We start from the raw sequence: 12,138 nt of genomic DNA on the forward strand, positions 1-12,138 counted from the left end.
GGCCAGCGCCCCGCCCAAGGTCCGTCCCAGGGTCAACCGGCCCAGCCGGGACAGCGGCCCGCACAGGGTTCCCGGCCCGCCACCGGCGGGCAGCGTCCGGCAGGTGCTCCGGGGCAGGGGACTCCCGGGCTGGTCAAGCCCGCCCCCAAGGCCAAGGTGCGGCGCGCCAGGCTGCTGATCAGCAAGGTTGACCCCTGGTCCGTCCTAAAGATGGCCTTCCTGCTGTCCGTGGCCCTGGGCATCGTTACCGTGGTGGCTGCCATTGTCCTGTGGACCGTCCTGGACCTTACCGGCATCTTCGACCAGGTGGACAGCCTGCTCGGCACCCTGGCCGGTACCGAAGGCGGCGGCTTCGAATTGAAGAAGGTGGCCTCCCTGGGCCAGGTGGCATCCTTTGCCACCATCATCGCCGTGGTGAACGTGGTCCTGCTGACCGCACTCTCCATGCTGTCCGCCGTGCTCTACAACATCTCGGCCACCCTGGTGGGCGGCATCGGCGTCACCCTCACCGACGACTAGATCCGGTTCCCTAGGTCCCGTTTCCGCCGGTCCCGGACCGGCGGAAACGCCCGATTTGAGATCGGGCCGGGATGTGCTGTAAAGTCATGTCTCGGCCCGATGAGGCATCGGGGCGTATAGCTCAGGCGGTTAGAGCGCTTCGCTGATAACGAAGAGGTCCCAGGTTCAAGTCCTGGTACGCCCACGGAACCTGTGCAGGTTCAAGTGGAGGTTTGGTTCGGGTTTATCCCGCAGCCGGACCGGAACGGGGAGCATGTGAAGAAGTTGCTGGTACTTGCAGCTGCAATCGCAGGCATCCTGGTCTACCGCAAGGCACAGGAATCCGAAGCCCGGAAAACTGTTTGGAGCGAGTCCACCGATTCGGTTGACTAGCCGAGGCGCCTGGGCTGGAAGCCGGTAAATGGCTCTCCGGTTCTAGGGTATGATTGACGGGTTGCTTCTTATGGGGGCATGGCGCAATTGGTAGCGCACCTGCTTTGCAAGCAGGGGGTTCGGGGTTCGAGTCCCCGTGCCTCCACCATAGGAAAGTCCCGGGCCGCGGAAACGCGGGCCGGGACTTTTGCTTTGTCCCCACCATCACGAAGCACCATAGGGTGGAGCAGTGACCTTCTTCCTCGCGGCCATGGGCGTCCTGGGCGTTGCCTCCTCGGGTCCGCTGATTGCCGCCACGCTCGGCGCCACCAGCGTCAGTGCCCTCGCCATCGCCTTCTGGCGGAACGCCATTGCCGCCGTCGTGATGGCCGCACCCACCCTTATCCGGGAACCCCGCCAGTTCCGCAGGATAACCCGCCGGGACTTCGCCTGGTCCCTGGTGGCGGCCGCCGCCCTGGCCCTGCACTTCGCCTGCTTCATCACCTCGCTCCAGCTGACGTCGGTTGCCGCAGCCACGGCCCTGGTCTGCCTGCAGTCGGCCTGGATCGCGGTTTTCCAGCTGTTCCGCGGCGTCCGGCACCGCTGGCAGGTCCTGGCCGGGCTGGGCACAGCGTTTGCCGGCGTCGTGGCCATCACGGGCTTTGACATGGGATCATCGCCGCAGGCCCTTCTGGGAGACCTGCTCGCTGTGGCCGGGGGCGCCCTGGCCGGCCTCTACACGCTGGCCGGCGGCAAAGCGCGGCGGAACATGACCACCAGCACCTACACCACGCTCTGCTACGGGGTCTGCGCCGCCTTGGTGGCGTTACTGGCGCTCGTGGCCGGACAGCCGCTGGCCGGATTCGAGGCCGCGGGCTGGCTTGGCATCGCAGCCATCACCGTCTGTGCACAGCTGGTGGGGCACACGGCGTTCAACCACCTGCTGGCCACCATGAGCCCGCTCCTGGTGTCGATGATCATCCTTCTCGAAATACCGGGTGCTGCGCTGCTTGCCGCGCTGTTCCTCGGGGAGACCCTGCCGGCCGGCACGTACGCCGGTCTGGGCCTGATCCTGGCGGGGCTCGCCGTCGTCGTCCTGGGCCAAAAGCCCGGAAGGGCCGGCAGGCGCCCTGCCGCTCGCGGGCAGAAGCCGCCGTCGGACCGGCTGGCGGAGCTGGGGACGGACTAGCTACTGGCCGCCGCGGCGGACCGGCTGCGCCGTGTTCACGGTGTGGATGGCCCGCAGGAGCTTGGCCGGGAAATACACGGAGAAGAAGACCACCATCGGGGCCTTCAAGGCCATCTTCTTGACGTTGTGCGCCTTGTACGTGCGGTCGAACCGGGTCACGTAATAGCGGTAGTCCCGCGGTGAATCCTCCAGCCGGCGCGCCGACATCCCGGACACCATCTGGGCACAGTACTGCACTTTGAGCTCGTGGTCGGCCAGGTGCAGGGACAGGTCGATGTCCTCGTGCATCTCGTCTTTCTCGTCCCGGCAGGTTTCGGCCCGGATGGTCTCCCACGCGGAGGCACGCAGCGCCATATTGGAGCCGAACAGGAAGTGATACTGGTGCTTGGCCAGCTTGAGCATGAGCTGGCGCATCTTGTCGTCCGCCTTCAGCCCGAACCGGCGCATCGGCATGTCGTAATAGACCACCGGGCCCGTGGCTGCCTGCACCGACTGGTCAAGGAACGCCTTCTGCACCTGCTCCACCCAGTCCGGTTCGAGGACGGAATCGGCGTCGATCCGTCCCAGGACGTCGCCCGTGGCGTGGTCCAGGCCGAAGTTGCGGGTGGGGATCAGGCCCTGCTCGCGGTCCTGGCTCAGCAGGATGACTGGGCTCTCCGGATACTCGAGCTGCATCTGGCGGACTATGTCGGCGGTCCGGTCCTTCGAGAGGTTGTCCACCACGATGATCTCGTGCGCCGGGACGGACTGGTAGATGGCAGCGATGAGGCACTGCCGGATGACGCCCTCCTCGTTGTACGCCGGGATGACGATGGACACGCGGGGCAGCTCGGCTGCGTCGTTCAAGGCATCCCCAAGGGGTTGATCGGCTGACATCACTTCAAATCTAGCACCGCGGGGATGCCGCGCCCGGGACGGGAACCAGCGTCCGCCCCCTGCCGCGTCCGCAGACAGCAGAAGGGGCCCCGTCCTGGAACGGAACCCCTTCGCGGTGTGTGCGGGTAACTAGGCCTGGCTGGCGCCCTTGTCCCCGTTCATGTTCGCGGCGATGTTCTTGGTGGCAGTCTTCGCGTCAGTGGCAATCTTGGCCGTGGTTTCGGCGGCGTCCTCGGCCACGTGCTTGGCCTTGTCTGCAGCATCCCCTGCCTTGTCCTTGACGGTGTCCGCACCATCGGAGACCTTGTCCGCACCCGCAGCGGCGGCCGAAGCCGAGGCTGCGCCCGCCTTGTCCGCGGCGTCAGCCGTGGTTTCCTTGACCTCGTTGACGGTGGCGGCAGAAACCGGGGCCGGGGTCACCGGGGAAGGGGTCTTCCACGGGTCCTCCACGGGCTTGGAGGCCTTCCAGGCGGCAACACCGGCAGCCACTGCCGCGGCGATGACGCCGAAGACCAGCCAGCCGCGCTGCTTCTTGGGCTTCGGCTGGGCGAGTTCGATGCCAACGGTGCGGCCGGCTTCCGCTGCAGCTGCCTTCAGCTGGGTGCCGGTGGCCTGTGCCTGCTCCTGGAGGGCGTGGATGATGCCAACGTCGCCGAGCTTCTGTGCTACCGCATCCACCCGGGCCGGAGTGCCCTCAAGGGTGCGGTGGACAGCCTCGGACGCGTGGCCGATCTGGTCCGACAGGCGGGGAAGGTACTCCACCACAACGCGGTCACGGGCGTTCAGGACCACCGGGGTGGCCTTGTCCAGCGCCTCGTGGAGGCGCGGGGAGGCGCCCTCGACGGCGTCGTTGATCTTCGGGGCGAGCTGTGCCAGTCCGTCCTGGATCCGGGGGGTAACGGTGGCCACCCCGTCGGCCAGGTTGTGCGCCGCTGACTTCAGCCCTTCCTGGATCTTGGGAGAAGCGGTGTCCAGGCTGTGCTGGAGGCGGGGAACCGCCCAGTCTACAGCTGCTTCCACGCGGGGGGCGGCCCAATCCTTGGCATTTTCTACTGCCTCAATGACTGACAGCTCAAGGTCACGGGCAATACGATCCGATTTCTTCACAACTACCTCCCGATTAATGTGACGGTCTGTGGTTAGCCTACGTGGCTTGAAGTTCACCTGCTATTCCCACCGCGGATTTTAGGGCGATTTCACCCAGCGCGGAACTGCTGCAGCGGCTGCGACCGGCAGGGACCGGCGTGGAAGAATGGGGCCTATGACTGCAATCGCAACCGCAAAAGCAACCATCCACACGAGCCTCGGCGACATCGTGGTTAACCTCTTCGGCAACCACGCGCCCAAGACCGTCAAGAACTTCATCGGCCTTGCCACCGGCGAGCAGGCGTGGACCCACCCGGAGACCGGCGAGGACAAGACCGGCACTCCGCTGTACAACGGGACGATTTTCCACCGCATCATCAAAGACTTCATGATCCAGGCCGGCGACCCGCTGGGCCGCGGCACCGGCGGACCGGGCTACCGGTTCGACGACGAAATCCACCCCGAGCTCAGCTTCAACCAGCCCTACAAGCTGGCCATGGCCAACGCCGGCATCCAGATGGGCAAGGGCACCAACGGATCCCAGTTCTTCATCACCACCATCCCCACCGACTGGCTGCAGGGCAAGCACAGCATCTTCGGCGAAGTGGCTGACGAGGAATCCAAGAAGGTTGTCGACGCCATCGAAGGCGTCCGCACCGGCATGGGCGACCGCCCCGTGGAGGACGTCACCATCAACAGCATCGATATCGAGCAGCTGTAACACCACACCATGAGTTACGGAATTCCGTCGGCTGAGCCGTCCGCCCAGGTCCCGGTATGCCCCCGGCACCCTGACCGGCCGTCATATGTGCGCTGCCAGCGGTGCGGGCGCCCCGCGTGCCCCGACTGCCAGCGGGCGGCCGCCGTCGGATTCCAATGCGTCGACTGCGTCAACGAGGCACAGCGTGCGACGCCGGAGGTACGGACCGTCTATGGCGGCGCCGTCGCGGCCGGCAAGCCCAGGGTGACGTTCGGGATCATCGCCGTCTGCGCAGTCCTCTACGTCCTGCAGTGGCTGATCCCCAATGACGCCATTTACCAGACCCTGGGTTTCGCCAATATCTATGCGGAGCCCCGTTACGGCCAGTTCGAACCATGGCGGATGCTCACCGCGGCATTCCTCCACTCGCAGGGCTTCATCCTCCACATTGTGCTGAACATGTACATGCTGTGGGCCTTCGGGCAGGCGCTGGAGCCCCTACTTGGGCGGGTGAGGTTCCTGGCCCTCTACCTGGTCTCCGCCATTGGCGGCTCGGTCGGCTACCTTTTGCTGACCCCCCTCTATGAACCGGGCAGGCCTCTCTATGGTGTTGTCGGTGCCTCCGGGGCGATCTTCGGGCTCTTCGGTGCCATGCTGCTGGTGCAGCGCCACCGGGGAGGCGACACCCGCCAGCTGTGGGTACTGATCGCCATCAACGGCGTGATTGGCTTCGTGATCCCCCAGATCGCCTGGCAGGCGCACCTGGGCGGCCTGGTTGCAGGCGGGCTCTGCGCTGCAGTCCTCGCCTACACCCCGCGTGGTCCGCGTCAGGGCTTGATCCAGGCAGCAGGACTGGCGGCTGTGCTGGCCCTCCTCGCCCTCGCAGCCTGGCTACGCGTCACGCTGTAGCCGGACCCGCACCGGGCACGGCCCCACAGTCCTGGACACAGCCCATGACCCCGACACCCACACAGGGTGCCGGGGGTTTCGTTTTTCCACAGGCCTTATCCACAGTGTTAATAACTTACATGCCTGTCATTCATGCCTGACTTCTGCGCCAGCGTCCGCTTTCCCGGATTTTTCCACCCGGCGGGCCGCCTTTCTCCACACCTGTGGATAACTCTTGGGGATAGACCTGTGCTTAAGTGGACAAACTGAGCATTTTCCGGAGATTTGTGGATAAAGCCTTGGATACCTTGGCTCCCAGGGCACTGAAGGCTGTAGCAGGCGGTCCTTTCAACAACTTATGCACACTGTTAATAACTTCCGCCGATGTAGTTCAGGATGCTTTCTCGCCCTGCATCCCAGTGTGCGGGCCTTTCCTGGCAGATAATCCCCAACTGGTTTCCACAGCTGTGGATAACTTGTGGGTATTGGAATGTTGGTAAGTGGATAAGCTTCAAGTGCCCCTGTTCCGCAATCCCGCCCCTCCAGGAGGTCTTCCTTGACCACCACGCAGCACATCTTCCTCGACAAGCAGCATCCTGCTGTCTGGCGCGCCATCAACGGGCTGGCCCTGAAGGTCAAGGAAGCTGCCGCGGACGCCGGAATAGACGCCAAGACTCTGGAACTCCTCAATGTGCGTATCTCCCAGATCAACGGCTGTGCCTATTGCCTGGACCTCCACGTCCGGGAAGCACTCGAGGCCGGGGAAACATCCCAGCGCCTGGCTGTGCTGCCGGCATGGCGGGACACAGCGTTGTTCACCGAGAAGGAGCGTGCCGCGCTGGCCCTTGTGGAGAGCATCACCGAACTCCCCAGCCAGCAGCTCCGTGAGCAGGAGGAAGGAATGGCCCGCAAGTCCCTGACGGAAGAGGAATTCTCGGTGGTCAGCTGGGTGGCGGTCAGCATGAACGCGTTCAACCGCATCTCCATCGTGAGCCACCATCCGGTCCGGCGCGACCGCCAGGAAAGCTAGCTGCACCTTCCACAGCGGAGATTATCCACAGGGTATTCCACACTGTTAATAACCGCATCGCGGGGGCAGGTTTTGGCTGCTGGCCCCAGTGGGCGCCGGAGGCCCGGTACTCCCCAGCGTTATCCGCAGGTTTTCAACACTGTGGATAACTTTGCCAACAGCTGGGGAGAAGGTCCTAGCGGGCTGGTTCCTGCCACACACCGGACGAGCCCCGGCGGTGGCTGTCCAGGAGGTGGGTGTCCACCATGCCAATGGCCTCCATCAGGGCGAACATGGTGGTGGGTCCAACGAAGGAGAACCCCTTTTTGCGGAGGGCCTTTGAGAGTGCCACCGATTCTTCGGACTGGGTGGGAATATCGGTGTGCACAACGGGGCGCGGGGTGGCCACGGGGCGGAACTGCCACACGAAGTCCACCAGGCCGCCCTCTTTCCTCAGGGCAACGGTGGCCCGGGCATTCTTGATGGTGGCGAGGATCTTCATGCGGTTCCTGACGATGCCGGGGTCCTGCAGGAGCCGCTCCACGTCGGCGGCAGTGAACAGCGCTACCGCGTCCGGATTGAAGCCCTCAAAGGCGGTGCGGAAGGCCGGCCGCTTGCGCAGGATGGTTGCCCAGGAAAGCCCGGCCTGGAAACCTTCCAGGCAGATCCGTTCGTAGAGGCCGTGCTCGTCGGTCACCGGAAGGCCCCACTCCTGGTCGTAGTACTCCCGGAGCAATGGATCAGACGCAGCCCAGGCCGGGCGGGCCAGGCCGTCGTCGCCGATGATCACTGAGCCGGCAGTCTCGGCAGCCATCCGGTTCCTCCTGGGGCCGTGAAGAATTGTTGGAGAAGAAGGCCTAGGAGCGCCAGCGGGTGGTCATCAGGAAGCCGACGATGGCAATGCCGAAGCCGGCCACGATGTTCCAGGATCCCCAGGCCTGGACCGGGAAGAGGCCTTCGCTGATGTAGTACGTGATGATCCAGAACAGCCCGATGATCATCAGCCCGAACATAACGGGCTTGAACCAGACAGGGTTCGGTTTGTATGCCTGCGGGGAGGCCGGCTGGACGGTGCTGGCAGTCTTCTTGCGCGGCTTTGACTCGGGCACTGGCTCTCCTTGGCAGGGTGGGCAAGCTCGGCGTCCCGGGCTTGATATCCTGCAAGAAGGAAATTGCCAGCGGTCTGCGCGATCTTGGACAAATCTGGATTCTTACTAGCAGCCAATTCTAGCCGGACTTCCTGGGCCGCCGGTGCCCAGCGGAACCGCCCCGAGGAGAACGCGTGGTATTGCAGGAGAAGGCGAGGCCCGCCGCTGCGCCGGCTGCCGGCGTCGGAATAGTCCGCATAACCATCCAGGTACTCGGCGAACTCCTCATCACCGCAGGCATCATCCTCCTGTTGTTCGTCGCCTGGCAGCTGTGGTGGACCAACGTGGAATCGGACGCGCGGCAGAGCGAAGTCATCAAGGAATTCGCCAAGGACCTCGGAAACCAGGACCTCGGCAGCCCGCCGCCCCCTGCCCCGCAGGAAACAGGCGCGCCCGCGCCTGCCGAGGATTTCGGTCCGCCGGTGGTGGGAGCCGCCCCCGGCCATGCCGGAACCATCGGCATCATGTACATCCCCCGGTTTGGCCCCAGCTACACGCGGCCCATCGTGCAGGGCACCACCAGCGACGTCCTGGACACCCTGGGCCTGGGCCATTACGCCACCACGGCCATGCCCGGAGCGGTGGGCAATTTCGCCGTCGCCGGCCACCGGCAGACGCACGGCGCCGTGCTGGACAACATCCATACCCTGGTCCCCGGCGACAAGATCTACGTGCAGACCAAAGACGGCTACTACGTGTACGTCTTCCGCAACAACCAGATAGTGATGCCCAGCCGTACCGACGTCCTGGAGCCGGTGCCAACCCTGCCCGGCGTCACACCCACGGAAAGCTACCTCACCATGACCAGCTGCAACCCGCGTTTCGGGGCGGAAGAACGCATCATCGCCTATGCCCTGCTGGACAGCTGGCGGCCCGCCTCGGCAGGCCCGCCGGCGGAAATCGCCGCCCAGGTGGCGGCAGCGGTCGGGAAGGGCTGAGCATGTACGGATGGATTTTCCGCCACCTGCCCGGGCCTTTGTGGCTGCGGATCGTCACCTCGCTGGTACTCATTGCCATTGCACTGGTATTGATGGTCCAGTTCCTTTTTCCGTGGATGTCCGAGTACACCCAGTTCACTGACTCAACGATTGGTGCAGCAAGCCAGCCATGACCACAACCAAGATCCTCGTGGTGGATAACTACGACAGCTTCGTCTACACCCTGGTGGGCTACCTCCAGGAGCTCGGCGCCGAGACCACCGTGGTCCGCAACGACGATGTCACCCTCGCCGAGGCCATCGAGCTGGCCAGCACCCGCGACGGCGTCCTGATCTCACCCGGTCCGGGCAACCCGGCCGAGGCAGGTGTCTGCATCGAACTGATCAAGTGGTGCGGGGAAAACAGCGTCCCCATGTTCGGGGTCTGCCTGGGCCACCAGGCGCTGGCCGAGGCTTTCGGCGGGAAGGTGACGCATGCCCCGGAGCTGATGCACGGCAAGACCTCCCTGGTGGAACACATCGGCACCAGTGTTTTCGCAGGACTCCCCTCCCCCGTCACGGCCACCCGCTACCACTCCCTGGCGGCAGTCCGGGAAACCATTCCGGACGTCCTGGAAGTCACTGCCCAGACGGCCTCGGGCGTGGTGATGGGACTCCAGCACCGGACCGCCCCGCTGTGCGGCGTCCAGTTCCACCCCGAATCGGTCCTGACCGAGGGCGGCTACCAGATGCTCGGCAACTGGCTGGAGTCGCTGGGCATGAAGGGCGCCGCGGCACGGGCTGCCAAGCTGAGCCCGCTCATCCAGCACTAGCCCCGTTTGGTGGGGCTCGCCGTCGGCGTTGGGGTTGCGGTGGGTGACGGCGGCGGAGGCGGCGCCTTGGCCACCACAATGCTGACCGTCTTGCCCTGTTCCACGGCGGCGTTGACTGCATCGCTCTGGTCCGTCACGCGCCCGGCCTCCACCTGGCCGTTTTCCACCTCGATGACATTAGGGACCAGGCCCAGCTCCTTGAGGGCAGCCTCGGCTTCCTCCCGCGTGCGGCCGCGCAGTTCGGGGACTGCCACCTTGCCAGTGGAGACCACCAGTTCAACAGTGGTTCCCACGCCCACCATCTGGCCGGGGGCAGGGCTGGTGGTAATGACGATTCCCGCCGGCACGGTGGCACTGTTGGCCGTGGTGGTGGACGGGGCGCCCACCAGCCCGCTCTGACGCAGCATGTCCCGGGCAGCAGCCTCCGTCTTGCCGGGAAGACTCTCCGGAATCTTGACGGCGCTGGGCCCTTCCGAGATGTTCAGGACCACTTCCGTGCCCGGGTTCAACGCACCGGATGCCGGTTCGGTGCCGATGGCGGTTCCCTTGGCAACGGTGTCATGCTGCATCCGGACAATCCTGGGCGGCAGGTCCGCTTTGTACAGTTCCTGCAACGCCGCAGACTCCGTCATCCCGGCCACGGCCGGAATCTGGACCTGCACGATGGGCGCGGGCCGGTTCACCGTGTTGTACAGCCACAGGCCGCCGCCAGCGAGGACCAGCAGGGTGACAACAACCAGGGTGGCTATCCACGCACGACGGCGGGACGTCTGCCGGGTGCTCCGCTCGCTTTCCGGAGCGAACCCCAACGGCAGCGGTGCCGGGGCCGGGTCCTCCTCCTCGGCGGCGGGAACGGCGGCTGTGCCGCGGTCAGGGTATGCGGAGGTGGCGGCCAGCCGGCCGGTGGGGGCATCGTCGAGGAAGCTCGCACCGGTGGCAGCGAAGGCCTGGGTTGCCGGCGCCGCGGCCGGCACGTAGTCGTTGGGGTCGGTGGGTGCCTCCGAGGCGGGGACCGCCATGACCGGAATCCCGGACCTGGCCGCGCGGAGGGCGCGCCGGAAGGCGGCGGCGTCCTGGAACCTGTCCTCACGGTTCTTCTGCAGGGCTTTGGCCAGGACGGAGTCCAGCGCCGGGGAAACGTCGGGATTTACGCTGCTGGCGGGCTCCGGGATCTCCCTGACGTGCTGGTAGGCCACGGAGACGGGGCTGTCGCCGATGAAGGGCGGCCGGGACGTGAGCATTTCATAGAGCAGGCAGGCAGCGGAGTACAGGTCGCTGCGCGCATCCACCGTTTCACCCCGGGCCTGCTCCGGCGACAAATACTGGGCAGTGCCCACCACAGCCTGTGTCTGCGTCATGGTGGCCGAGGAGTCGGCCATGGCACGGGCAATGCCGAAATCCATGACCTTCACCGAGTCGGAGCCCTCGCAGTACATGACGTTGGCCGGTTTGATGTCGCGGTGCACAATCCCGGCCTTGTGGCTGTATTCCAGCGCTGCCAGGACGCCCAGGCAATAATCGATGGCCTGGGCGATGGTGACGCTGTTGGCGCGGATGAGCTCGCGGATGGTCTTGCCCTCCACGAATTCCATGACGATGTAGGGAACGCGGACGGACTCGGCGGAACCGTCTGGGACCGTGTGTTCCCCGGTGTCGTAGATGGCAACAATGGACGAATGGTTCAGCGCCGCCACCGCCTGTGCCTCGCGCCTGAACCGCGCCTGGAACTGGGGGTCCCGGGCCAGGTCGGGTCGCAGCAGCTTGATGGCCACGGTCCGCCCCAGCCGGGTGTCGGTACCCCGGTAGACGTCAGCCATGCCACCGCGGCCGATCAGGCCGCCCAGTTCATAGCGGCCGTTCAGGACACGCTGGTTGTCCACCGGGAGGCTGTCCTCCCGGTGCATCGGGGTGCGCGGTGACTCGTTCACTGGCTGTCCTGGGGGCTACGGCTTGCAGGTTGGCGGGGCACCCGGAAGCTCGCCGTCTGCGCAGTCAGGCAGCAGCGAGGTCGCGGTGGGCGCTGCCACCGACGACGTGGTGGGAACCGGTGTGGGCGTCGGAGTGGCAGTGGGGGTGGGTGGCGCCACGGCGTAGGTGACGGTGATGGGTGATCCCACGGGCAAGGGACCGGTCGGGTTCAGCCCCACTACCCGTCCCGGTGCGGCCTCCGAGGTCTGCAGCGGCTCAACGGTCACGGCAAGCCCCAGGTTTGACAGCTCCGACTGGACCTGGCGGTAATCCTTGCCCAGGTAGGCAGCCGGGATCACGTTGACCGTCTCCTGCGTGGGCTCCTGGGTGGGGCTCGGGGTGTTCCTCGTGGGAGTCGGCGATGCCGACGTGACGGTGGGACTGGCGGTGGTGGCCTGGGGGCTCGACGACGGCGGGCTGGACGTTGCGTTGTTGGACGGGAACAGGATTCCCTGCTGGTTCAGGAAGAACCCCACCAAGGCGAACAGCACCAGCAGGATCAGGGCGATGAGGGGCCAGGTCCAGGGGCTCCGGCCTTTCCGCTCGGGCTCATCGGCGGGCTCGTCGTCGTAAGTTGTCTCCTCCGGCACCCAGTTGCGTTCGGCAGCCAGCGCGTTGGCGCGGGCCAGCGGGCCCTGCGGGCCGTCCGCATCTG

The 12,138-nt window shown here is 65.6% G+C and carries 15 protein-coding genes and 2 tRNA genes; 11 read left to right on the top strand and 6 right to left on the bottom strand.

Features of this window, described 5'->3' with window-relative positions:
• The 5 genes from G205_RS19550 to G205_RS19565 all read left to right on the top strand — a co-directional run.
• The coding region (locus tag G205_RS19550) for a DUF3566 domain-containing protein (protein WP_009359533.1) at positions 1–519 on the top strand (519 nt) is incomplete at its 5' end.
• A gap of 110 nt (positions 520–629) precedes the next feature.
• A tRNA-Ile gene (locus tag G205_RS19555) sits at positions 630–703 on the top strand.
• Between the two features lie 71 nt (positions 704–774).
• On the top strand, positions 775–891 hold the full coding sequence (locus tag G205_RS23290; RefSeq protein ID WP_235047105.1) for a DLW-39 family protein: 117 nt from the start codon (positions 775–777) through the stop codon (positions 889–891).
• Positions 892–963: 72 nt separating this feature from the next.
• A tRNA-Ala gene (locus G205_RS19560) sits at positions 964–1,039 on the top strand.
• Between the two features lie 81 nt (positions 1,040–1,120).
• Positions 1,121–2,059: a DMT family transporter gene (locus G205_RS19565; protein ID WP_009359535.1), complete on the top strand. Its 939-nt coding sequence runs from the start codon at positions 1,121–1,123 to the stop codon at positions 2,057–2,059.
• Here G205_RS19565 and G205_RS19570 read toward each other — a convergent pair whose 3' ends face one another.
• Positions 2,060–2,935 (bottom strand): glycosyltransferase family 2 protein, encoded by an 876-nt coding sequence (locus tag G205_RS19570; protein WP_035753914.1) that lies wholly within the window; start codon positions 2,933–2,935, stop codon positions 2,060–2,062. It abuts the gene before it with no gap.
• Between the two features lie 129 nt (positions 2,936–3,064).
• A complete protein-coding gene (locus G205_RS19575; RefSeq protein WP_009359537.1) occupies positions 3,065–4,042 on the bottom strand; it encodes a hypothetical protein in 978 nt (325 codons plus the stop codon).
• 154 nt (positions 4,043–4,196) lie between these two features.
• Here G205_RS19575 and G205_RS19580 point away from each other — a divergent pair, with 154 nt between their 5' ends.
• The 3 genes from G205_RS19580 to G205_RS19590 all read left to right on the top strand — a co-directional run bounded on the left by G205_RS19580 (position 4,197) and on the right by G205_RS19590 (position 6,639).
• The gene (locus tag G205_RS19580) at positions 4,197–4,742 is read left to right on the top strand and encodes a peptidylprolyl isomerase (protein WP_009359538.1); all 546 of its coding nucleotides are present in this window, start codon (positions 4,197–4,199) and stop codon (positions 4,740–4,742) included.
• A gap of 9 nt (positions 4,743–4,751) precedes the next feature.
• Positions 4,752–5,630: a rhomboid family intramembrane serine protease gene (locus G205_RS19585; RefSeq protein ID WP_035753916.1), complete on the top strand. Its 879-nt coding sequence runs from the start codon at positions 4,752–4,754 to the stop codon at positions 5,628–5,630.
• Positions 5,631–6,165: 535 nt separating this feature from the next.
• Positions 6,166–6,639, top strand: a complete 474-nt coding sequence (locus G205_RS19590) for a carboxymuconolactone decarboxylase family protein (RefSeq protein ID WP_009359540.1) — start codon at positions 6,166–6,168, stop codon at positions 6,637–6,639.
• A gap of 175 nt (positions 6,640–6,814) precedes the next feature.
• On the opposite strand, the gene G205_RS19595 is transcribed toward G205_RS19590, so the two are convergent.
• Both G205_RS19595 and G205_RS19600 read right to left on the bottom strand, forming a co-directional pair.
• The gene (locus G205_RS19595) at positions 6,815–7,432 is read right to left on the bottom strand and encodes a DNA-3-methyladenine glycosylase I (RefSeq protein WP_009359541.1); all 618 of its coding nucleotides are present in this window, start codon (positions 7,430–7,432) and stop codon (positions 6,815–6,817) included.
• Positions 7,433–7,475: 43 nt separating this feature from the next.
• The gene (locus G205_RS19600) at positions 7,476–7,727 is read right to left on the bottom strand and encodes a cell division protein CrgA (protein ID WP_009359542.1); all 252 of its coding nucleotides are present in this window, start codon (positions 7,725–7,727) and stop codon (positions 7,476–7,478) included.
• Positions 7,728–7,900: 173 nt separating this feature from the next.
• Here G205_RS19600 and G205_RS19605 point away from each other — a divergent pair, with 173 nt between their 5' ends.
• From G205_RS19605 to G205_RS19615, 3 genes are read left to right on the top strand one after another with little or no spacing between them, the layout of a single operon-like run.
• Positions 7,901–8,704 carry a class E sortase gene (locus tag G205_RS19605; RefSeq protein WP_035753918.1) on the top strand — a complete coding sequence of 268 codons (804 nt, stop codon included), beginning with the start codon at positions 7,901–7,903 and terminating at the stop codon, positions 8,702–8,704.
• Between the two features lie 2 nt (positions 8,705–8,706).
• Positions 8,707–8,877 (top strand): hypothetical protein, encoded by a 171-nt coding sequence (locus G205_RS22250; protein WP_009359544.1) that lies wholly within the window; start codon positions 8,707–8,709, stop codon positions 8,875–8,877.
• The gene (locus tag G205_RS19615) at positions 8,874–9,515 is read left to right on the top strand and encodes an aminodeoxychorismate/anthranilate synthase component II (RefSeq protein ID WP_009359545.1); all 642 of its coding nucleotides are present in this window, start codon (positions 8,874–8,876) and stop codon (positions 9,513–9,515) included. Before G205_RS22250 ends, G205_RS19615 begins: the two co-directional genes overlap by 4 nt.
• On the opposite strand, the gene pknB is transcribed toward G205_RS19615, so the two are convergent.
• Positions 9,512–11,419, bottom strand: a complete 1,908-nt coding sequence (gene pknB / locus G205_RS19620; protein WP_009359546.1) for a Stk1 family PASTA domain-containing Ser/Thr kinase — start codon at positions 11,417–11,419, stop codon at positions 9,512–9,514. The genes G205_RS19615 and pknB overlap by 4 nt on opposite strands.
• Before the next feature lie 39 nt (positions 11,420–11,458).
• Positions 11,459–12,138 (bottom strand): PASTA domain-containing protein (locus G205_RS19625; RefSeq protein ID WP_009359547.1); only part of this gene is annotated, 680 nt, incomplete at its 5' end.

The organism is Arthrobacter nitrophenolicus (assembly GCF_000332815.1).
Taxonomy (GTDB): domain Bacteria; phylum Actinomycetota; class Actinomycetes; order Actinomycetales; family Micrococcaceae; genus Arthrobacter; species Arthrobacter nitrophenolicus.